Genomic DNA, 20686 nt, shown 5'->3' with positions numbered 1-20686 from the left:
TGTTGGGGTGCGGGTACGGCGGGGTCACGCGCTCCAGCGGCGGAACACCAGCGAGGTGTTGATGCCGCCGAAGGCGAAGTTGTTGCTCATCACGTACTCGGCCTGCAGCTCGCGGCCTTGCCCGGTGATGAAGTCGAGCTGGCCGCAACGCGGGTCCACCTCGACCAGGTTCAGGGTGGGCGCGAACCAGCCGGCGCGCATCATCTCGATGCTCATCCAGGCTTCGAACGCGCCGCAACCGCCCAGCATGTGGCCGACGTAGCTCTTCAACGAGCTGATCGGCACGCGGCTGCCGAACACCTGGGCGGTGGCCTGGGTCTCGGCGATGTCGCCGTGGTCGGTGGCGGTGCCATGGGCGTTCACGTAGTCGATCTGCGCCGGCTGCAGACCGGCGTCTTCCAGCGCCAGGCGCATGGCCTGGGCCATGGTATCGGCGCTGGGCTGGGTGACGTGCTGGCCGTCGCTGTTGGTGCCGTAACCGACGATCTCGGCGAGGATGGTCGCGCCGCGTGCCTGCGCGTGTTCCAGATCCTCCAGGATCAGCGTGCAGGCGCCCTCGCCCAGCACCAGGCCATCGCGGCCGGCATCGAACGGACGCGGGGTGGTGTGCGGTGCATCGTTGCGCGTGCTGGTGGCAAACAGGGTGTCGAACACCGCCGCAGCCGTGGCGTCGAGCTGTTCGGCACCACCGGCCACCATCACCGTCTGCTTGCCGCTGCGGATCGCTTCATAGCCGGCGCCCACGCCCTGGCTGCCCGACGTACAGGCGCTGGAAGTGGTGTAGACACGCCCGGACAAGCCGAAGAACACACCGATGTTGACCGGCGCGGTGTGGCTCATCATCTTCAGGTAGGTGGTGGCGCTGATGCCGTCGGTGGTGAACTCATGCAGCATGCGGCCGAATTCGCCGGTGGCTTCGTGGCTGCCCGACGACGAGCCATAGGCCACGCCGGTACGGCCACTGCGCAGCACCGGGTGCTCGAACAGGCCCGCCTCACGCAGGGCGACCTCGGTGGCGCGCACCGACATTATCGCCACCTTGCCCATCGAGCGGGTGGTCTTGCGGTTGTAGTTCGGCGGCAGCTCGTAGTCCTGCGCCGGCGCGGCAAGCTTGGTGTTCAGGCCCGCATACACATCCCATTCCGGCATCGAACGCACCGCATTGCGGCAGCTGCGCAGATGGGCCTGGATGGTCGGCCAGTCGTGGCCGAGCGGACTGATGGCGGCAGCACCGGTGACCACCACGCGACGATCGGCGGCCATCAGATCATCCCTCCGTTGACCGAGATCACCTGGCGGGTGATGTAGCCGGCCGGCTCGGACAGCAGGAACGCGACCGTGGCCGCCACTTCCTCGGGACGGCCGACGCGGCCGGCCGGGATCAGCTTCAATGCGTGTTCGACCACTTCTTCGTTGAGCATGTCGGTCTCGATCAGGCCCGGGGCCACGCAGTTGACGGTGATCTGGCGGCTGGCCAGTTCCAGCGCCAATGCCTTGCTGGCACCGATGATGCCGGCCTTGGCCGCACTGTAATTGACCTGGCCACGGTTGCCGGCCACGCCCGACACCGAGGACAGGGTGACGATGCGGCCCGGCTTGCGCCGCCGCACCATCGGCATGATCAGCGGATGCAGCACGTTGTAGAAACCGTCCAGGTTGGTGTGGATCACCTGGTCCCAGTCGTCCTCGGACAATGCCGGGAACGCGCCGTCACGGGCGATGCCGGCATTGCACACCACGCCGTAATAGGCGCCATGTGCCTCCACGTCAGCCTCCAGCGCAGCACGCGCGGCAGCACGGTCGGCCACGTCGAAGGCCAGCACGCGCGCCTGCCGGCCCAGCGCCTGGATCTCGTCGGCCACCGCCTGTGCTTCTTCCACACGGCTGCGGCAATGCACCACCACGTCGAAACCATCGCGCGCGATACGCAGCGCAATGGCCCGGCCGATGCCCCGGCTCGCGCCGGTCACCAGCACGCTTGGATTCCCTGTCATGCCTGTCCACTCTCCAGATAGGCCATCGAGTCGGCCGGTTCGAACACCGACACGTTGGCAACCGCCCATTCTTCTTCGCCTGCCAGGATGCGGCAGGCGAACATCCCTAATCCATTGTCGCCCAACAGCTCGCAACGCGCCTGTACCTGCAGGCGGGTGCCACTGGGGAAACTGCTGCGCGTGCTGGTATAGCGCCGGCTGCCAAGCAGGAAGCCCAGCTGCGGCGGGTTGCCGGCCGTGCGTGCGCGGCAGCCGGCCCAGGCAGCGATGGCCTGGGCCATGTATTCGATGCCGACCCATGCCGGGACCGCACCGTCTTCGATGAACAGGCCGGCCTCGGGCACCACCAGTTCCGCCTCGATGCCGTCCTGGTCCCAGCGCAGGATGCGGTCCAGCAGGCACATGTCCTGGCGGTGCGGCACCACCTCTTCGATGGCATACAGCGGCATGTTCATCGGCGCTCCAGTGCCAGCACGGCATTGCTGCCGCCGAAGGCGAACGAATTGCTCAGCACCCGCCGCGGCAGCTGCTGCAGGAAGGTCGCCGGGGCTACCAGCGGCAACGCCGGCAGCGCCGGATCGGCCACGCCGTCCCACCAGTGCGGCGGCAGCTGCTGCTGCGGATTCTCGGCCAGCAGGATCCAGCACAGCGCCGCTTCGATCGCACCGGACGCACCCAGCGTGTGGCCGGTCAGTGGCTTGGTCGAACTGGCCGGCACGGCGGTGCCCAGCACCTGCGCCACGGCGTGGCTTTCCATGGCGTCGTTGTGGCCTGTCGCGGTGCCATGCAGGTTCACGTAATCCACTTCCGAAGGTGCCCAGCCAGCACGCTGCAACGCCTGCTGCAGGGCATCGATGGCACCCAGACCCTGCGGGTCCGGTGCCGACATATGGTGCGCGTCGGCCGACTCACCCCACCCCGCCAGGCTGACCGGGCCTGCATCGCGGGTCAGCAGGAACAGCGCGGCGCCCTCGCCGATGTTGATCCCGCAGCGATGCTGCGAGAACGGATTGCAGCGCACTGCGGAGACCGATTCCAGCGCGCTGAACCCGGCGACGGTGAACCGGCACAGGGAATCGGCACCACCGGCGATGACCGCATCGACGATGCCCGAGCGCAGCATGCGCGCGGCCGACATCAACGCCTTGGCGCTGGACGAACAGGCCGTGGACAGCGTCCAGGCCGGGCCCAGCGCACCGCTGCGCTCACGCACGAACTGCGCGGCGGTGCCCATTTCCTGCTGTGCGTAGTCGAAGCCTTCGGGCCAATGGCCGTGCTCGGCGCGGGTACGCAGCGCCTGCTCGGATTCACCGATGCCCGAGGTGCTGGTGCCCAGCACCACCGCCACACGCTCGGCGCCGTAACGGTTGATGGCATCGGCAACGGCCGGCGCGATCTGCGCCAGTGCCACGTCCAGCAGGGCATTGTTGCGGCCACGCAGGGACACCGGCAGTTCTTCCAGCGTCGGCAGCGGGCTGTGCACTTCGCCCAGCGCGAGGGTGCGACCCGGCAGCAGGTTGGCGTTGTCGCTCAAGCCGCTGGGCGCATCGGCAAACAGCGCAGCAGCCACCGCGGTGCGGCCCTCACCCAACGCGCAGACCACGCCGAGGTCGTTCAGGAAAATGGGAGCGCTCTTCATTCCTGGCCGGCCATGTCGATCGATTCGATGCGCAGGGTGTAGCCCTCGGCGCGGTTGTCCAGCTGCACGCTGCCATCGCCCAGGCGCTGCAGCTGCAGCCACACGGTGCCGTCGCGGGACAGGCTGCGCTGGCGGCCGTCGTCGCTCACCTGCCAGCCGGCCGGCAGCGCGGCGGCAATGGCGTCCGTCGGCCACAGCGCGAACTGCAGGTCATCCAGTACGCGTTCGGCACGCACCTGTGGCGGCAGCCACGGTGCACGCTGCTGGGTCAACTGCTGGCCGTCCCACTGCAGGCGCACGCCGGTCTGGCCCATCGCCTGCACGGCCAGCCGCACCTGCTGTGCGTCGGCTTCCAGCAGCGCATCCAGATCACGCTCGTGGCTGCCGAAGCGGAAGTGCAGCTGCTGCTGCAGGGCCAACGGCGCCGGCAGGCTGGACGGTGCCAGCCGCAGCGGCGGCAGGTCGACCAGCGGCCGCGGCATGCGGCTGGCACAGGCGGCCAGCAGCAGGCACAGCAGGACCGCGGAGAGGCGGACGATCAGGCGCTGCACAGTTCCTCCAGCACGCGCATGCGACGGCCACTGTCGTCGGCCACATACGGATTGTTGGTGTCCCAGGCGTAGCCGGCCAGGATGGAGCTGATCATGTCGCGTACCTGCGGCTGCTGGTCGGGGTGATAGATGATCTTCTGGAAGCCGCCCTGGTACCAGCTTTCGACGAAGCGGCGGAAGGTTTTCACACCGGCGCGCAGCGGAATCGAGAATTCGCTTTCCCAGTCCACGGTCTCGCCCGCGTAACGGCGCTTCAGGCATTCGCTGGCCAGCTGCGCCGACTTGAACGCGATGGTGACGCCGGAGGAGAACACCGGGTCGAGGAACTCACCGGCGTTGCCCAGCAGCGCATAGCCCGGGCCCCACAGCGAGCTGACATTGGCCGAATAGCCGGTGATGCGGCGCACCGGCAGCACCGCCCATTCGGCATTGGCCAGCAGCGAGGTCAGGTTCGGATCCTCGCCGACGATGGCCTGCAGCTTCTGCAGGTCGTCGCCTTCGTAGCGCTCGAAGAACGATGGCTCGGCGACCACGCCCAGCGAGCAGCAGCCGTTGGAGAACGGAATCGTCCAGTACCAGACGTCGATGTGCTCGGGATGGGTGGTGATCAGGATCTTGTTGCGGTCGAATTCCGCTTCGGCCGGGATGTTGTCGCGCACGTGGCAGAAGATCGCGCCGCGCACCGGGAAGTTGGACGGTGATTCCAGGTCCAGCAGGCGTGGCAGCAGGCGCGCGAAGCCGGAGGCGTCGAGGATGAAATCGGCTTCGATGCGGTACTCGCTGCCATCGGGGCGGCGCACGCTCACCAGCGGCTGCTCGCCCGGCTCGACGGACAGCACTTCGTCACCGAAGCGCAGGGTCGCGCCCATGCGCTCGGCGCCACGCGCCAGCACGTTGTCGAAGTCGGCGCGCTGCACCTGGTAGGTGGTGCCCCAGCCCGGCGAGAACTTCTTCCTGAAGTCAAACGCGGTGCGCGCTTTCCCGTGCACGAAGGCCGCGCCGTTCTTGTACTGGAAGCCTGCCTCGACCACGTCCTGCAGCAGGCCCGCCGCTTCGATGTATTCCATGCTCTGCGGCAGCAGGCTCTCGCCGATGGAGAAGCGCGGGAACTGCTGGCGCTCCAGCATCAGCACCTTGCGGCCCTGCTGGCGCAGCATCGCCGCGGCCACCGAGCCGGCCGGGCCGGCGCCGATGATCAGGATCTCGGTACGTTCCACATCTTCGTGGCGGGAAGAATCAGCAGCATCCACAGCAGTAGTCATCGGTGCGTCCTTGTTGCTCGATCAGGTGGAAAAGCGGAGGAATCGGAATGAAGTGTGCCCGGTCAGGCCGGCGGAGCGTCATGCGGTGGCGGCCGGAACAGCGGCGAGATCAGCCACACCAGGCCGATGCCGAACAGCAGGGTGAGCCCGAACGCACGCAGCGCCGGCGTCTGCGAAAGACCCAGCAGGCCGAACGACAGCCAGGTGCTGGCCGCACCCACGCATACCGCCAGCCAGGCGCTGGCATCGCCGCGGTGCTCGATCAGGAAGATGCCGTAGTCGATGCCCATGCCCAGCAGCAGCATCAGCGCCAGCACGTTGAACAGCTGCAGCGGCTGGCCGAACAGGCCGAGCAATCCAAGGGTGAGCGCACCGGCCACCAGGGTCGGTGCGAATACGCGCCAGGCCTGGCGCCGGTAGCGCAGCCACAGGGCGCCGAACACCAGCACGATGCCGACCAGCAGCAGGCCGCCCATCAGCTTGCGGTAGTGGCCCAGCAGCTGCGAGAAATCGGCCGTACGGTCGACCCAGCGCACGCCGTCCAGGCCTTCGGCAGCACCGCGCAGGGTGGCCAGTGCATCGGCACGCGACAGGTCATCGACCATCACCACGCTGATCATCTGCCCGCCCACGTTGCCGACCCACAGGTGGCGGAACGGCTGCGACGCCGGCGAGGCGAGGAAGGCCTCGGCGCTCAGCGGCGCCGCTGCGAATGCGGGGCGCTGCAGGGGCTCGCCCACCGCTTCGCCCACGGCGGCCAGCACGCCGGGTTCCACCCTTGCGGTCAACGCCGCATCGGCCTGCTGCCGTGCGGGCGATGGCAACCAGTCACTGATTGCGCGGTAACCGCCGATGCGCTTGTCGTGGGTCAGTTCACGCAGGCGCGTGGTCAGCGCTTCTTCGCGCTGCAGCAGTTGTGCGGCATCGCTGCCCTGCACCAGGTAGAACTGCGCCGGGCTGGGCATGCCCAGCAACTGGCTGAGGCGGATCTGCTGGGCCATCAGCGCCGGCGGCGACGACTGCAGGCTGCGCAGGTCGTCGTTGCTCTGCAGGCGGGCGATGCCGATGACCGACACCAGCGCGGCCACGCCGAGGAAGATCGCCATCGGGCGACGCCCGTGCAGGCGCGGGAAACGCTCCAGCGTGTTGCCCAGCCACTGCGCGAAGCGGGTGGTACGGATCTCGCCACCGTCCAGCCACGGGAACCAGAAGATCACCGTGAGGAAGGCAGCGGCCAGCCCCACCACCGAGAACAGCGCCATCTGCCGCAGGCCGGGGAACGGCGCCAAGCCCAGCGCCAGGTACGCCAGCGCACTGGTCAGCAGCGCCAGCCACAGGCCCGGCAGCAGATGCCGCAGCAGCTTCCAGCGACGGTCGGCCGGCTCGGCCTGGCGCGAAGCGAACCAGTGGATGCCGTAGTCCTCGGCCACGCCAACCAGCGAGGCACCGAACACCAGGGTCAGCACATGCACCTTGTCGAACACCAGCACGGTCACCGCCAGCGCCACGCCACAACCGATCAGCAACGAAGCGGCAACCAGCAGGATCGGCCGCAGCGAGCGGAACGCCAGCCACACCAGCAGCAGCACCGCCGCCAGCGAGCCCCAGCCGATGGTGTTGATCTCCTGGTTGGCCTGCACGGCAGCCGCTTCGGCATGCAACGGCACGCCGGCATGCAGGATCTCCAGATCCGGCGCAGCGGCCTTGGCCGCCTGTCCGGCGCGTTCGAGCAGGCCATCGAGATGACGCTCGCCATCGAGCCTGAAGGCCGAGCCCGGCGTATCGAACTGCAGCGCCGCCCAGTGCTTGCCTTCGGCCTCGAGCAGGCCGTCATCGCCCAGGCGCAGGCCGGAGCCCTGGGCCTGCTGCTGCCACCACTGCGGCCACAGCGACAGCGGATCCTGCCGCCACTCGGTCAACCGCGGCGCGCCCATCGGGCCGTACAGCGCGCCGAGTGCCTGTTCGGCCAACGCACCGGGTTCGGCCTGCTGCAACTGCTCGCGCTGGGCCGGGGTCAGCAGGCGATCGCGGTACGGTGCGTAGAACCCACGCGCCTCATCGAACCAGCCTTCGATCGAACCACTGGGCACCAGCAGCGCGCTGTCGGCATCACTGGCCATCGCCGCGGCGAACGCGGCCTGCGCGCGCTTGGCAGCGGCACCGTCGGTACTGCCGAGCAGCACCACCACCTGCCGCGAGCTGCCATCGGCAATGCGCCGGGTGACGTCGCTGAGCAGGCGGTCGTGCGCGTCCTGCGGCAGCAGGGCGAGGATGTCGGTGTCGATCCGCGACTCCTGGCTCCACAGGCGCCACTGCTGCGCACCCAGCACCAGCAACAGCAGCAGCCAGGCGATGCCCAGCCAGTGCCACCAGCGGCGCAGGCGATCCGGTGCGGCGCTGTCACTCAAAGCGGCGCGCCTCGTCGGCGTTCAGCGCGGCCGGCGCTTCGCTCAGCGCAGTGAACTGGATGCGGGTGCGATCCTGGTTGGCTTCGATGATCTCGACCTGGCGCACGTAACGGTCGCCCTGCAACGTCAGCGACTGGAAGGCCTTGGCCAGCATCGCCGACTTCGGCGTCAGCTTCAGGCGCCAGCCCTGCCCTTCACGGGTGGCCTCGACGTTGAACTGGCTGGACAGTGCCTGCACGTCACCGCTCATCAACGCGAACATGATCGCGTTGACCGAGCGCATCGCCGGCTGCTGGCGCGCGTCCAGTTCGACGCGGGTGCTGCCATCGCGCTGGCGGCTGAGGATGCGGTCGGCAGTGACCACCACCTCCGACGGGAACGGCTTGAGCGTGGACCAGATCACGCCGTGCTTGCGCGCGACCACGAACTGGCCCTGCGAACGCAGCGGGTTCTTGAAACCGCTGACCTGCTTTTCCTGGGTGAACTGCCCGCGCAGCACGTCCGGCCGGGCGACGGCCTGGGTGATGGCATCGACGGCGGCATCAGCCGCCTGCACCAGCGGTGCGGCCACCAGCAGCAGCGCGCACAGCAGCACGCGCGGAAGACGAAGGGATCGGTTCACGGGGCAGGCACTCCAAGACGCTGCCACAGCACCGGCGGGCACTGATACAGCATTTCCTTGCTGGCCGCGTCGACCGCGACCTGGATGGTCATTGCGCGGGTCAGCACCTGGCTGCTTTCCGCATCGACGATCTCGTATTCGATCTTCAGCCGGTTCTCCCACTCGACGATGCGCGAGCGCACGCGCAGCGCCTGGCCGAACAGCAACGGCCGCACGTACTTCACCCGCGCGTCGACCACCGGCCACAGGTAGCCCGATTCGAGCATCTGCGGATAGTCGTAGTCGTAGCGCTTCAGCAACGCGCAGCGCGCGATCTCGAAGTACTTGAAGTAGTTGCCATGCCAGACCACGTTCATCGGATCGCAGTCATGGAAAGCGGGGGCCAGCTCGACCTCACCGACCAGTTCGTTGCCTTCATTCACCGACATACAGCTCCCAGCGTTGCGCGCGGATCTCCACCAGCAGTTCCCGCAGTTCGCGATCCAGCGCGCGGTCTTCTTCGACCAGGGCGATGCGCTGCCCCAGGTCGGCGTACATGTCGGCCAGACTGCCATGCAGCTGCGCGTTCATGCCAACCCGTTCGCGCAGCGCCAGGCCCTGGCGGGCGGCAATCAGCATGGCCGCCACCACCTGTTCAGTCAGTTCGATCACGCGCAGGCAGTCGCGCGCGGCGATGGTGCCCATGCTGACCTTGTCCTGGTTGTGGCATTCGGTTGACCGCGAGAACACCGAGGCCGGCATGGTCTGCTTCAGGGCCTCGGCCGTCCACGCCGAAACGCTGATCTGCAGCGCCTTCAGGCCATGGTTGATCGCCGCGCGCGGGCCGGTGGCCGCCGACAGGTTGGCCGGCAGGCCGTGGTTGTAGCGGGCGTCGACCACCAGCGCCAGCTGCCGGTCGAGCAGGTCGGCGATGTTGGCAACCGTATTCTTCAGCGTGTCCATCGCCAGCGCGATGTGCCCGCCGTAGAAGTGGCCACCGTGCAGGATGCGCTCGCCGTCGGCGTCGATCAGCGGGTTGTCGTTGGCGCTGTTCAGTTCGGTTTCGATCAGCTGGCGCAGGAACGGCAGGGTGTCTTCCAGCACACCGATCACGTGCGGCGCGCAGCGCAGCGAGTAGCGGTCCTGCAGGCGCTGCTCGTTGCGCGGCGGGCGCTCGCTGTGCAGGTCGCTGCGCAGGCGTGCGGCAATGCGCGACTGCCCCGGGTGCGGCTTGGCGGCGAACAGGGTTTCATCGAAATGGTGCGCGTTGCCGTCGCTGGACAGCACGTTGAACGCGGTCAGGCGCGTGGCCATGCGTGCCAGGTAATCGGCGCGCTGCCAGGCCAGGCAGGCCAGGCCGGTCATCACCGCCGTGCCGTTCATGATCGCCAAGCCTTCCTTCGGCCGCAGCTTCAGCGGGGTCATGCCGATCTTCGCCAGCACGTCGGCAGCCGGCTGTACGCGGCCGTCGTGCAGCACCTCGCGTTCGCCGCACAGCACGGCCGCCACGTACGACAGCGGGGTCAGGTCGCCACTGGCGCCCACCGAGCCTTCGGCCGGAATCAACGGCAGCACATCGTGCTGCAGCAGCGTGGCCAGGCCTTCCAGCAACGACACGCTGACGCCGGACATGCCGCGCACCAGCGAGGCCAGGCGCGCGGCCAGCACGGCGCGGGTCTCGGCCGGGTCGAGGTAACGGCCCAGGCCGCAGCCATGGTAGGTGTACAGATGGTGCGGCAGCTCGGCGACCAGTGCCGGCGGAATGTTCACCGTGCACGAATCGCCGTAGCCGGTGGTCACGCCATAGATGACGCCATCCTCGCGCAGCAGGCGGTCGAGGAAGTCGGCACCACGCTGGATATGTGCGCGGAACGCCGGCACATCGCTCAGCGCGGCCTCGCACTTGCGCTGGGCCAGGGCGACCACGTCTTCGATGGTCAGCGGTGCATCGCCGAAACGGCACACGGGTACGGCGTCAATCGTCATGAGGAGCCTGATCCCAGAAGGGGAAGAAATTGAACCAGTCCAGCGGGGACTGGATGACCTGGAGTTCCAGCCAGCGCGCGAAGCGCTGCGCCTGTTCGGCCAGTGCGGCATCGCGTGAACCGCGCGGCAGCACCACGCGGTCGGCGAACTGTTCGAATGCCACCCGATAGCCGTCGCCCTGGTGCAGGCACGACATCGTGTAGACCGGGCAGCCGAGCGCGGCCGCCAGCACGTAGGCGCCGATCGGGAACGGCGCGCGGTGGCCGAGGAAATCAGCCATCACGCTGCGCCCGCCCTGCACCGGCACGCGGTCGCCAACGATGGCGACGAAGCCCCCCGAGGCGACCTTGTCGGCCAGCATCATCGCCGTGGCCGGGCCCATCTCGGTAACCTGCACCAGCTCCACCGCGGCCAGCGGGTCCAGCCGCTGCAACAGCCGGTTGAAGCGCTGCGCGTGCGCGGTATGCACCAGCACGGTGATGCGGAAGCCCGGCACCTGCTCGGCCAGCACCTGGCACAGTTCCAGGCAGCCGATGTGTGCGGTCAGGATCAGGCCGCCTTCGCGGCGCGCGATCCTGCCCAGCACCAGGTCACGCTGCAGGCGGATGCGCTCGGGCGGATAGCGGCCGCCGAGGCCGAGAATCTTGTCCAGCATCGTGTCGGCGAAGCTGAAGAAGTGGCGCAGGCTGTCGCGCCGGGTGGGCGCATGGCCCAGCGCACCGGCATGGGCCTGCAGCCGCTGCAGGTACTGCATCGAGGCCTGGCGACCAACGCGGTTGCCCAGCCAGTGGCAGGCCACGACCGGCCACACGCAGAGGTGGAACGGCCAGCGCCCGAACCAGCGGTGCACCCAGCACAGGAACAGCACGCCGGCCACCGACGTGGACTCGCCGATGTCGGCCCAGTGCGGGGCGTCGTGCGCGTGGCTCATCTCAGCCCTGCCCCTGCAGGCGGCGCCACAGCAGGCGCGGCGCGCGCCAGAGCATGCCGAAGAACAGCCGGGTATGCATGCGGCTGATGCGCACGTTGTCGCGCCACACATCGAAATGCGAAACGCCGTCGGCGGGATAGGTCACCCGCGTAGCCAGGTGGTCGACCGGTACCTGCCGCCAGTACAGGCGCACCATCACTTCGGTGTCGAAATCCATGCGTCGGCCGATGGTTTCCTCGCCGACCAGGCGCAGCACCGGCGGCAGCGGATACACCCGGAATCCACACATGGTGTCGCGCAGGTGCAGCGACAGCGTGTTGATCCACACCCAGATGTGGGTGGCGTAGCGACCATACAGGCGCGCCTTCGGCACACTGGCATCGTAGGCGGGAATGCCGCAGATCACGGCGTCCGGCCGCGCGCGGGCGGCGTCGATGAAGCGCGGCAGGTCGCCGGTGTCGTGCTGGCCGTCGGCATCGATCTGCAGCACATGGGTATACCCGCGACGCTGCGCTTCAGCGAAACCGGCCAGCATCGCACCGCCCTTGCCTTGGTTCACGTCCAGCCGCAGCAGGTCGACACCCGCTCGCTGTGCCAGTTCCCGCAGCACCAGCGCGCAGGACGGCTGCGAGCCATCGTCGACCAGCAGGCAGGGCAGGCCCACAGCCTGCACGCCATCGACGACCGCGCCGATCGCGTGTTCGTGGTCGTACACGGGAATGACCACCAGCGGCGCGAACGCGCCGCCAGCGGTGGCCGGCTCAATGCGCATCGGCGAACACCACCCTGCCGCTGGCGTGCACGCCATGCACCGAGGTGTAGCGGAACGTCAGCACGCCGCGCCCGGTGTCCCACTCCAGGTGCAGGGTCAGCTCGTCGCCGGGGCGGGCCACGCGCTGGAACTTCACTGCATCCATGCGCTGGAAACCAACCGGCAACACGAAGGCCTGGCGGCCGAAGCGCACCGCCCAGTCCAGCTGGGCGACGCCGGGCAGGATCGCCGCCTGCGGGAAGTGGCCCTGGAACGCGCGCAGCGCGGGGTCCAGCGTCATCCGCAGGGTGGCCGCCGCGTCGTCGCGACAGTCCCAGACCGGCACCGGCATCATCGGCTGGAACAACGCCACCAGTGCGGCCTGGGTGACCTTGCCCTGGGCATTGATCGGGAGCGATTCGACCAGGCGCCAGCGCCGCGGGCGGGTGACCGCATCGTGGCCCTGCGCCAACCGCGCACCGAGCCGCTGCCCCAGCGCACGCCGTGCGCCGTCACCGGCACGTGCCAACGTCGGATCGGCCGGCACCACCACGGCCGCCAGCTGCTCGCGCTGGCCCTGCAGCACCAGCACGCGCACGTCCTCGACTTCTGGATCCTCACGCAGCGCGCGCTCCAGTGCATCCAGCGAAACGCGGCGTTCTTCGATCTTGACGATGCGGTCGGCACGGCCCAGCAGGCGGAAGCGGCCATCGGCCAGTGCTTCCACGCGATCCTGGGTGCGCCACCAGTCCAACGTCTCCAGGTGCGGCGAGGCCACCGCCAGGCAGTCCTCCTCGATCCGCCACTGCACGCCCGGCAACGGTTGCCACGGCGGTGCATCGGTGTCCCAGCGGCGCCAGGCGATGCCACCGGTTTCACTGCTGCCGTAAACCTCGGTGGGCGCCACGCCCAACCACTGGCGGACCTGGCGCGCGGCGTCCTCGGGCAGCGGGCCGCCGGAGGAGAACACCGCACGCAGGCGGCCGTGCAGGCTGGCCCAGTCGAGCTGCTCGGGCAGGCGCTTGAGATGGGCCGGGGTCGCCACCAGCACCGTGTCGGTACCGGCCAGCGCGCCCACCAGGTCTTCGTGGAAGAAGCGCCGGGGCTGGATCGCACGGCCGGCAGCCAGCGGCCACAGCACGCGGAACAGCAGGCCGTAGATATGCTGGTGGGACACGGTGCCGTGCACCTGGGCCCCATCGAGCTGGGCGCCGAAGGCGGCCTGCAGCGCATCGACTTCGCGCGCCAGCTGGTCCAGCCGCTTGCTGATCGCGCTGGGCTGGCCGGTGCTGCCGGAGGTGAACACGCACAGTTCGCAGGCGCGCTCGTCCAACGGCAGCAGCGCCACGTCGGCGGCGGCGCTGTCGGTGGCCTGCAACGGCTGGTAATCCGCGGACAGGTCGCCTGCGAAGCCACTCACCTGCGGCTGCAGCGCCTGCAATGTCGCGGGCAGGTTGTCGGCGGCCAGGAACACCCGCTTGCCGGCATGCCAGGCACCGAACAACGCTGCAGCGAAGGCCACGGTGTCATCGAAGTAGAGCGCCCAGTCACGACCTTCGGCAGCGCTGAAAGCGTCATGCCAGGCCAGTACGCGCAGGCGGAAGGCGACATGGTCGAGGGCAGTGCCATCGCAGATACCGATGTCACGACCGGGCTGCGCCGCGATCAGCAGCCGGTCCAGGGCAATCCAGTCAGCCATGCGCGTGCGCTGCCTTGACCCGACGCCGTACCAGCCATTCGCCCCCGAACAACAATCCCATCATCACGTACGCCAACAATCCGTTGTAGAGCATCCAGACCCGGTCCGACGCATACAGCGCGGTGAGCAGGGCGAGACCACCATTGAGAACGAAAAAGCCGCACCACACCTGGGTGACGCGGCGGGTATAGACCACCGCGAACGGTGGCAGGTCCGGCTCCTGCAGGCGCGCCAGGCGCTCCACCAGCGGCGGACCGAAGCGCAGGCTGGTGGCGAACACCGTCAACATCACCACGTTCACCAGCGCCGGGTACAGCTTCAGCGGCAGGGCCTGGTTGAGCACGGTGGCCAGCCCGGCCAGCAGGCCCGCGCCGGCGGCGGCGGCCCACCACAAGGGCTGGCGGGTGCTCAGCGCGCGCAGCAGGGCCAGCGCGAACAGCAGCAGCGACAGCCAGCGTGGCTCGAAGCGGCCCATCGCCAGGTAGACCAGCACCGGATAGGCAAGCGAAATCGCTGCCACCACGACCATGCGTGCCCGTGCCATGGTCGCGGCGTCCGTGCTGCTGTCAGGCAGCGGCCTGACCGGGCAGCAGGCCATGCACGACATCAACGATGTCCTGCACGGTGCGCACGGCCTTGAACGCTTCAGGCTGCAGGTTGCGGCCGAGCAGCGGCTTGAGCTGCACGATCAGGTCCACGGCATCGATGCTGTCGATGTCCAGGTCGTCGTACAGGCGCGACTCCGGGCTGATCCGCGCCGGCTCGATCTCGAAGCTGTCGGTCAGGATGCGGACGATGCGCTCGAACAGTTCATTCTTGGTCATGGCAGTTCCTGGCGCCTTACGACTGGCGGGCGGCGACGAACTCGCCGAGCGCGCGCACGCTGGAGAAATGGCGACGGGTTTCTTCCGAGTCGGCCGAGAGGCTGACACCGTACTTCTTCTGCAGCGCCAGGCCCAGTTCCAGTGCATCGATCGAGTCCAGGCCGAGGCCTTCCACGAACAGAGGCGCGGTCGGATCGATGTCCTCCGGGGTGATGTCCTCCAGTGAAAGCGAGGAAATGATCAATTCCTTGATCTCGTGCTCAAGTGCTTGCACGGGTCGGATCTCCAGACAGGTCGAAATAACGAGTGAGGTGGTCGGTGACGCGACGGGCCGCCAGGGCATCCCCCCTTGGCGAGTCATCTTCGGCCAGGAACGGCGCGATCGGGATATCTTCGCCGATCTGCAGCTGAACGTGAAAACGACGTGAGGGTACACGATACCACTTCTGGCCCTTGGTCAACGTCGGCGGGGTGCAGGTGATGCGCACCGGGGTGATGTCCAGGCGCCCGCGCACGGCGATGTTGGCCGCGCCACGCTGCAGCCGCAACGGCTGCCCCGGCACGCTGCGGGTGCCTTCCGGGAAGATCACCAGGGTGCCGCCGGCGTGCACGGCCGCCGCGCAGTCATCGACCAGCCCAGCGCCGTCGTCATTGGAGATGTAACCGGCGGCACGCACCGGGCCGCGCATGAACGGGTTGCAGGCCACCGCCCGCTTGACCACGCAGTCGGCATTGGGCAGCAGGGCGATCAGGCAGACCACGTCGATCAGGGTCGGGTGGTTGGCCAGCACCAGCAGGCCGTCGCGCTGCAGGCGTTCGCGCCCGTCGACCTGCAGGGTCATCACCCCCAGCCGGCACATCAGCCACACATGGCTGGCGAAGGCGCGCTGGACCAGCCGGCGGGCCCGGCGGCGACGCGCCACCGGGTCGCGCATCAGCAGCAGCACCGGCATCACCAGCACGCCCAGCAACAGACCGCCGACGCCAAACGCGGCGAAGCTGAGGCCGGTGCCGAACACCCGCCAGGCATGATCAAGGCGGCGCAGCGCCTCAGCCACGGCGGCGCCAGGACCAGCGTTGGCCCTGGGTCACGTGCTGCAGCTGCGGATCCCCGGCCAGCAGGAAGCGGTGCAGGTCCAGCGCATGCGGCAACACGCCCGGCGCGGTCGGCTCGGCGTCGCCGGCGACCTGCCAGGACAGCGAAAGATCGGTGCCGCCGGCAGTACCGGCGGGTGCCAGGCGCCAGCACCAGGCGAAGAACGGGTCGGGTTCGTCGGCGAATTCGGCGTAAACGTCGGGCAACGGCGACTCATAGACCACGATCCGCACTTCACTGGCACCATCACCAAGCAGGCCGACGGCCTCCAGGCACGCCGCTTCCACCGTCGACTGGCCAGCGGACAACGCCAGGTAGTTGCCCCGGTGGCCGCGGGCGATCGAATACAGCGCGGCGATCGCGTTGTGCACCGACAGGCCGAAGCCGGTGGGCGACAGCGGCTGATCGGCCACCAGCGAGCCCAGCAGGTCCATCGATCGGGCGACATCGCCATGGCGGCTGGCGAACACCAGCGGCACCTGGCTGTCAGCGCCCTGCCCGTCCTCGCACCAGCACGCGGCCTGGATCGCCATGCGGCCCAGGCGCTCGATCCGGCGGCGCTGCATGGCCGGAATCTCGGCCAGCGCCGGCGTGTCCTCACCCTGCGGCAGGAACGGTGCTCCGGCCCAGCCCATCCATTGGCTACGCTCGGTCAGGCCAGGCGCCCAGGCGGCCCAGTCGACAACGGAAAATTCGATCATTACCGGTGATGTTTCGATGGGCGAACGAGAGTCTCGAGCCATTACGGCGACACGCGGCTGCCCCCCATTCCTGCAGCCATGCATCCGTCCAGGACGTCGCCGGCTGCCCCCCTGGCTGCCGGAAAGGAGCGCACGCTAGCACGTCCGACACAGGGATGACATGTTTCACAAAGCACAACGGGGAGCGGTCAGCGACCGCCCCCCGCATGGACCGATCCAGCGAGCCGGTTCAGTGGTAGCCGGCGTCGGCGCGTACCTTGCCGCGGAACACCCGGTAGGACCATGCCGTGTAGCCCAAGATCACCGGCAGCAGCACCACCAGCCCCACCAGGGTGAAGCCCAGCGACGAGGCCGGCGCGGCGGCCTGCCACAGCGTCATCGACGGCGGCAGCAGGTACGGCCACATGCCCAGCACCAGGCCAGCGAAGCCAAGCACGAACAAGGCCAGGCTGAGCAGGAACGGCGGCAGGTCGCGACGCGGATGGGTGGCGCTGCGCCACAGCGCGATGGCCACCGCCAAGGTCAGCAGCGGCACCGGCGACAACCACCAGAAGTTGCCGTCGCTGAACCAGCGGTCCATCAGCCGCGACTGCAGGAACGGCAGCCAGCTGCTGACCAGGCCCATTGCCGCGATCACCGCCACCACCAGCGGGCGGGTCATCTGCCGGGCCAGCGCCTGCACGCGGCCTTCGGTCTTCAGGATCAGCCAGGTGCTGCCCAGCAGTGCGTAGCCGGCTACCAGCGCGGCACCGGTCAGCATCGCGAACGGGCTGAACCAGCCGAACGCGCCGCCCTGGTACACGCCATCGACCAGCGGCAGGCCCTGCACCAGCGTGCCGAGGATCACGCCCTGGGCGAACGTGGCCAGCAGCGAACCGAGGCCGAACGCCACGCTCCACAGCCGCCGTGAACGGTGCGCCTTGAAGCGGAACTCGAAGGCCACGCCACGGAACACCAGCGCCACCACCAGCAGCAGCACCGGCAGGTACAGCGCCGACAGCAGTACGGCATACGCCTTCGGGAAGGCGGCCATCAGGCCAGCGCCGCCGAGCACCAGCCAGGTCTCGTTGCCGTCCCAGATCGGCGCGGCGGTGTTCATCATCAGGTCCAGCTGTTCCTCGTCCTCGGCGAACGGGGCGAGGATGCCGATGCCGAGCACGAAGCCGTCCAGCACCACGTACATCAGCACGCCGAAGCCGATCACCGCGAACCATGCCACCGGCAGCCAGGTCATCAGGTCCATGTCAGCGCTCCTCCAGCGGTTCGTCGGCGGCCGACAGCGGCCGCGCCGGGGTGTGGCTGCCATGGTCCAGCGAGGGGCCTTCGTCGTACGGCTGCGGGCCGTGGCGCAGGATCTTCACCAGGTACCAGATGCCCCAGCCGAACACGAAGGCATAGCCGATCACATAGACACCCAGCGACAGCGCGGTCATCCATGCACTCTGCGGGCCAACGGCATCGGCGGTACGCAGCACGCCATAGACCACCCACGGCTGCCGCCCCATCTCGGTGACGAACCAGCCCGACAGCAGCGCGAAGAAGCCGCTGGGCAGCATCCAGTTCCAGCCACGCAGCAGCCACGGCGAGGCCAGCAGCTTCTTCCGCCACAGCTGGAAGGCCGAGACCCAGGCCAGCACCAGCATCAGCGTGCCCAGCCCGACCATGATGCGGAAGGCGAAGAACACCGGCGTCACCGGCGGCCGTTCGCTGGCCGGCACCGACGTCAGCGGATCGAACGTACCGTCCAGGGTGTGGGTGAGGATCACGCTGCCGAGCTTGGGAATGGCGACCTCGAAATCGTTGCGCTCCTCCTTCTCGTTGGGCAGCGCGAACACCACCAGCGGCACGCCCTCGCCTTCCTTGGTCTCATGCCAGTGCGCTTCCATCGCCGCGATCTTCATCGGCTGGTGCTTGAGCGTGTTCAGGCCATGCATGTCGCCGACGAAGATCTGCACCGGCACGGTCAGCGCCGCGAACGCCACCGCCGCGATCAACATCCGCCGCCCCGCTTCCACGTGCGTTCCCCTGCGCAGATACCACGCGCCCACACCACCGATCACGAAACAGGTGGTGATGAACGAACCCAGCGCCATGTGCGCCAGCCGGTACGGGAAGGACGGATTGAACACCACCTGCCACCAGTCGACGGGGTGCACGATGCCGTTGACCATCTCGTAGCCGGCCGGCGTATGCAGCCAACTGTTGGACGAGAGGATCCAGAAGGTAGAGAACAGCGTGCCCAGCGCCACCATGCAGGTGGACAGGAAATGCAGGCGCGGCGACACCCGGCCCCAGCCGAACATCATCACGCCGAGGAAGCTGGCTTCGAGGAAGAACGCGGTCAGCACTTCGTAGGTCAGCAGCGGGCCGATCACCGTACCGGCCACTTCGCTCAGCCGCGGCCAGTTGGTGCCGAACTGGAAGGCCATGACGATGCCGCTGACCACGCCCATGCCGAAGGACACCGCGAAGATCTTCTGCCAGAAGAAATACAGCTCGCGCCATACGGGCAATTTCGTGCGCAGCCACCGCCACTCGATGAAGGCCAGCCAGCTGGCCGTACCGATGGTGAAGGCCGGGAACAGTACGTGGAAACTGATGACGAATCCGAACTGGATCCGCGACAACAACAACGCGTCCAAGGGACGCCTCCTGCCAGGTGCCGGTGGGATACCAGACCACTTTAGGGGGATATCGTTAAGCCGGGATGCGACCGGGTGACGCGCTGCTTCACTTTGTCGCAGGGTGCGTGGAAGCCGCCGGGCATGGCCCGGCGCTACACGTCATTTCATCATTGGTGGCTCCGGGCCATGCCCGGCGAGGTGCTGATTCACGCGGTAGCGCCGGGCCATGCCCGGCGGGGCGTTCACCGCCAGAAATACCAGACGCCCATCGCCAGCAACGCGCCCAGCAACACGATCTGCACCACCGCATAGCCCACGCTGCTGTCGCGCGACTCGGACGCAATCCGCTTCTGCAGCGCTTCGCTCACATCCGGCACCTCGTCCTGCCTTACCTGTTCATGCAAGGCCTGCGAGAGCGCACGCTCGTCGGGTTCGCGGGAATCGGTTGGTCGGCTCACAACAGTTCTCCGGCGGTGGCGTGCTTCACCAACTCCTGTTTCAGGACCTGGCGCGCACGGTGCAGATGGCTCTTGATGGTACCCCGGGCCAGTCCGGTCACCTGTTCGATCTCGGCCAGATCGAAGTCTTCCAGGTAGTGCAGGCCGACGATCAGCCGCTGCGGTGCGCTCAGCCGCTCCAGCGCTGCTCCCAGGTGGCTGCCAGCCTGCAATGCCTCGCTGAGTTCGGAAGGGCCCGGCCCTTCATCGCCGATACCCAGCTCTTCAGGTACCTCCACCGCCACCATCCACTGCGCTTCCAGCCGCCGCCGCCGCAGGTGCTGCAGCGCGGTGGTGTAGGCCACGCGCGAAATCCAGGTCCGCAACGAAGATTCAAAACGGAACCGGTGCAGCTGGCGGAACACGGCCAGGAAGGTTTCCTGCAGCAGATCGGCCACCTGGTCGCGGTCGCCGACCATGCGCCCGATCACATGCGCGCAGGTGCGCTGATGTGTTTCCACCAACTGCGCGAAGGCCGCTTGCGAGCCGTCGATGATCGCGCCCACCAGGGCGCGGTCGTCCGACCACGCAGAGGGCTCCTCCACGGGGACATTGCGCCGCCGCCCCCGCAGTGCAGCCAGCGCTTCCCCCAGCAGGCTCATGCGTGGGACTCCCCCTGTGCCCGCAGCATGCGCCGGCTCAGCCCTTGCGCGTGGCGGGGCGGGTGAAGTGCCAAGCCAGCAGCTGGCCCAGCCCTGCGCTGCCGACCAGCGCGGCAGCTGCGCCGAACGTCAGGTTGCGTGCACCGATGGCCTCCAGCAGCGCCATGGCCAGCGCCAGGCAGACCAGGCTGATGCCCCAGCGCAGCGCGCCCTGGCGGCGGCGTTCCTCTTCCAGCACCGCCAGCGAGCGGATGACTTCCTCCGGCACGTGCGGTGCCACCAGCTTGCTGCGCGCACGCGCATCGGCGATGGCATGGATCGCATAGGCGATGCAGATGAAGAGGGTGATCGGGATGAGTTCCTGCATGTCGTGCTCCTGTCCGGTAGATGATGCGGGTTCAGGAGATTGGATGCGCGACCCTGCCGACCGGTTGCACCGCTTTGCCGATTCCGCTGCCATGACCTGTGGCCCCTGCCCGGGGCCGGGACGGCTGCTACGCTTGCCCGGTTTCCTCTTCTG

At 68.3% G+C, this 20686-nt stretch carries 23 protein-coding genes; all 23 read right to left on the bottom strand.

All coding sequences use genetic code 11. The annotated features are described in order from the left end of the window. Positions 1-24: 24 nt before the first annotated feature. The 23 genes from LC407_RS13325 to LC407_RS13215 all read right to left on the bottom strand — a co-directional run bounded on the left by LC407_RS13325 (position 25) and on the right by LC407_RS13215 (position 20533). Positions 25-1263 (bottom strand): beta-ketoacyl-ACP synthase, encoded by a 1239-nt coding sequence (locus LC407_RS13325; protein WP_025877989.1) that lies wholly within the window; start codon positions 1261-1263, stop codon positions 25-27. Continuing rightward, positions 1263-1994, bottom strand: coding sequence for a 3-ketoacyl-ACP reductase FabG2 (locus LC407_RS13320; protein WP_025877991.1), 732 nt, complete (start codon positions 1992-1994; stop codon positions 1263-1265). Before LC407_RS13320 ends, LC407_RS13325 begins: the two co-directional genes overlap by 1 nt. Beyond that, on the bottom strand, positions 1991-2449 hold the full coding sequence (locus LC407_RS13315) for a hotdog family protein (protein ID WP_025877993.1): 459 nt from the start codon (positions 2447-2449) through the stop codon (positions 1991-1993). The genes LC407_RS13320 and LC407_RS13315 overlap by 4 nt, the downstream gene beginning before the upstream one ends. Next, the gene (locus LC407_RS13310; protein ID WP_223482989.1) at positions 2446-3633 is read right to left on the bottom strand and encodes a beta-ketoacyl-[acyl-carrier-protein] synthase family protein; all 1188 of its coding nucleotides are present in this window, start codon (positions 3631-3633) and stop codon (positions 2446-2448) included. Before LC407_RS13310 ends, LC407_RS13315 begins: the two co-directional genes overlap by 4 nt. Continuing rightward, positions 3630-4184: a DUF3261 domain-containing protein gene (locus tag LC407_RS13305; protein WP_033832520.1), complete on the bottom strand. Its 555-nt coding sequence runs from the start codon at positions 4182-4184 to the stop codon at positions 3630-3632. The genes LC407_RS13310 and LC407_RS13305 overlap by 4 nt, the downstream gene beginning before the upstream one ends. After that, entirely contained in the window at positions 4172-5446 is a 1275-nt protein-coding gene (locus LC407_RS13300; RefSeq protein WP_032976809.1) for an NAD(P)/FAD-dependent oxidoreductase, read from the bottom strand. Before LC407_RS13300 ends, LC407_RS13305 begins: the two co-directional genes overlap by 13 nt. A gap of 62 nt (positions 5447-5508) precedes the next feature. Continuing rightward, a complete protein-coding gene (locus LC407_RS13295) occupies positions 5509-7854 on the bottom strand; it encodes an MMPL family transporter (RefSeq protein WP_223482988.1) in 2346 nt (781 codons plus the stop codon). After that, complete coding sequence (locus LC407_RS13290; protein ID WP_223482987.1) at positions 7847-8476, bottom strand: outer membrane lipoprotein carrier protein LolA; 630 nt, start codon at positions 8474-8476, stop codon at positions 7847-7849. Before LC407_RS13290 ends, LC407_RS13295 begins: the two co-directional genes overlap by 8 nt. Further along, on the bottom strand, positions 8473-8904 hold the full coding sequence (locus LC407_RS13285; protein ID WP_223482986.1) for an acyl-CoA thioesterase: 432 nt from the start codon (positions 8902-8904) through the stop codon (positions 8473-8475). The genes LC407_RS13290 and LC407_RS13285 overlap by 4 nt, the downstream gene beginning before the upstream one ends. Then, complete coding sequence (locus LC407_RS13280; RefSeq protein ID WP_080149574.1) at positions 8891-10441, bottom strand: aromatic amino acid ammonia-lyase; 1551 nt, start codon at positions 10439-10441, stop codon at positions 8891-8893. Before LC407_RS13280 ends, LC407_RS13285 begins: the two co-directional genes overlap by 14 nt. Next, positions 10431-11372 carry an acyltransferase gene (locus LC407_RS13275; RefSeq protein ID WP_025878007.1) on the bottom strand — a complete coding sequence of 314 codons (942 nt, stop codon included), beginning with the start codon at positions 11370-11372 and terminating at the stop codon, positions 10431-10433. Before LC407_RS13275 ends, LC407_RS13280 begins: the two co-directional genes overlap by 11 nt. Before the next feature lies 1 nt (position 11373). Then, complete coding sequence (locus LC407_RS13270) at positions 11374-12144, bottom strand: glycosyltransferase family 2 protein (RefSeq protein WP_223482985.1); 771 nt, start codon at positions 12142-12144, stop codon at positions 11374-11376. Next, positions 12134-13822 (bottom strand): AMP-binding protein, encoded by a 1689-nt coding sequence (locus tag LC407_RS13265; protein ID WP_223482984.1) that lies wholly within the window; start codon positions 13820-13822, stop codon positions 12134-12136. Before LC407_RS13265 ends, LC407_RS13270 begins: the two co-directional genes overlap by 11 nt. Beyond that, entirely contained in the window at positions 13815-14366 is a 552-nt protein-coding gene (locus tag LC407_RS13260) for a membrane protein (protein WP_025878012.1), read from the bottom strand. Before LC407_RS13260 ends, LC407_RS13265 begins: the two co-directional genes overlap by 8 nt. Positions 14367-14388: 22 nt before the next feature. Then, positions 14389-14646, bottom strand: coding sequence for an acyl carrier protein (locus tag LC407_RS13255; protein WP_025878014.1), 258 nt, complete (start codon positions 14644-14646; stop codon positions 14389-14391). Positions 14647-14662: 16 nt separating this feature from the next. Beyond that, positions 14663-14920, bottom strand: coding sequence for a phosphopantetheine-binding protein (locus LC407_RS13250; protein ID WP_005411610.1), 258 nt, complete (start codon positions 14918-14920; stop codon positions 14663-14665). Beyond that, positions 14907-15704 carry a lysophospholipid acyltransferase family protein gene (locus tag LC407_RS13245; protein WP_025878020.1) on the bottom strand — a complete coding sequence of 266 codons (798 nt, stop codon included), beginning with the start codon at positions 15702-15704 and terminating at the stop codon, positions 14907-14909. The genes LC407_RS13250 and LC407_RS13245 overlap by 14 nt, the downstream gene beginning before the upstream one ends. Then, positions 15697-16443 carry a beta-ketoacyl synthase chain length factor gene (locus tag LC407_RS13240; protein WP_223482983.1) on the bottom strand — a complete coding sequence of 249 codons (747 nt, stop codon included), beginning with the start codon at positions 16441-16443 and terminating at the stop codon, positions 15697-15699. The genes LC407_RS13245 and LC407_RS13240 overlap by 8 nt, the downstream gene beginning before the upstream one ends. 229 nt (positions 16444-16672) lie before the next feature. Then, the gene (gene cydB, locus LC407_RS13235) at positions 16673-17686 is read right to left on the bottom strand and encodes a cytochrome d ubiquinol oxidase subunit II (protein ID WP_025878022.1); all 1014 of its coding nucleotides are present in this window, start codon (positions 17684-17686) and stop codon (positions 16673-16675) included. Position 17687: 1 nt separating this feature from the next. Beyond that, positions 17688-19085 (bottom strand): cytochrome ubiquinol oxidase subunit I, encoded by a 1398-nt coding sequence (locus tag LC407_RS13230; RefSeq protein WP_223482982.1) that lies wholly within the window; start codon positions 19083-19085, stop codon positions 17688-17690. A 224-nt stretch (positions 19086-19309) separates the two neighbouring features. Next, entirely contained in the window at positions 19310-19525 is a 216-nt protein-coding gene (locus LC407_RS13225) for a membrane protein (protein WP_032976798.1), read from the bottom strand. Then, on the bottom strand, positions 19522-20166 hold the full coding sequence (locus LC407_RS13220; RefSeq protein ID WP_223482981.1) for a sigma-70 family RNA polymerase sigma factor: 645 nt from the start codon (positions 20164-20166) through the stop codon (positions 19522-19524). The genes LC407_RS13225 and LC407_RS13220 overlap by 4 nt, the downstream gene beginning before the upstream one ends. 37 nt (positions 20167-20203) lie before the next feature. After that, a complete protein-coding gene (locus tag LC407_RS13215; protein WP_223482980.1) occupies positions 20204-20533 on the bottom strand; it encodes a hypothetical protein in 330 nt (109 codons plus the stop codon). Between the last annotated feature and the right edge of the window lie 153 nt (positions 20534-20686).

The sequence above is a fragment of the Stenotrophomonas sp. OVS01A genome, from assembly GCF_019969775.1.
Lineage (GTDB): Bacteria > Pseudomonadota > Gammaproteobacteria > Xanthomonadales > Xanthomonadaceae > Stenotrophomonas > Stenotrophomonas indicatrix.
This window is presented reverse-complemented; position numbering and strand designations above follow the sequence as displayed.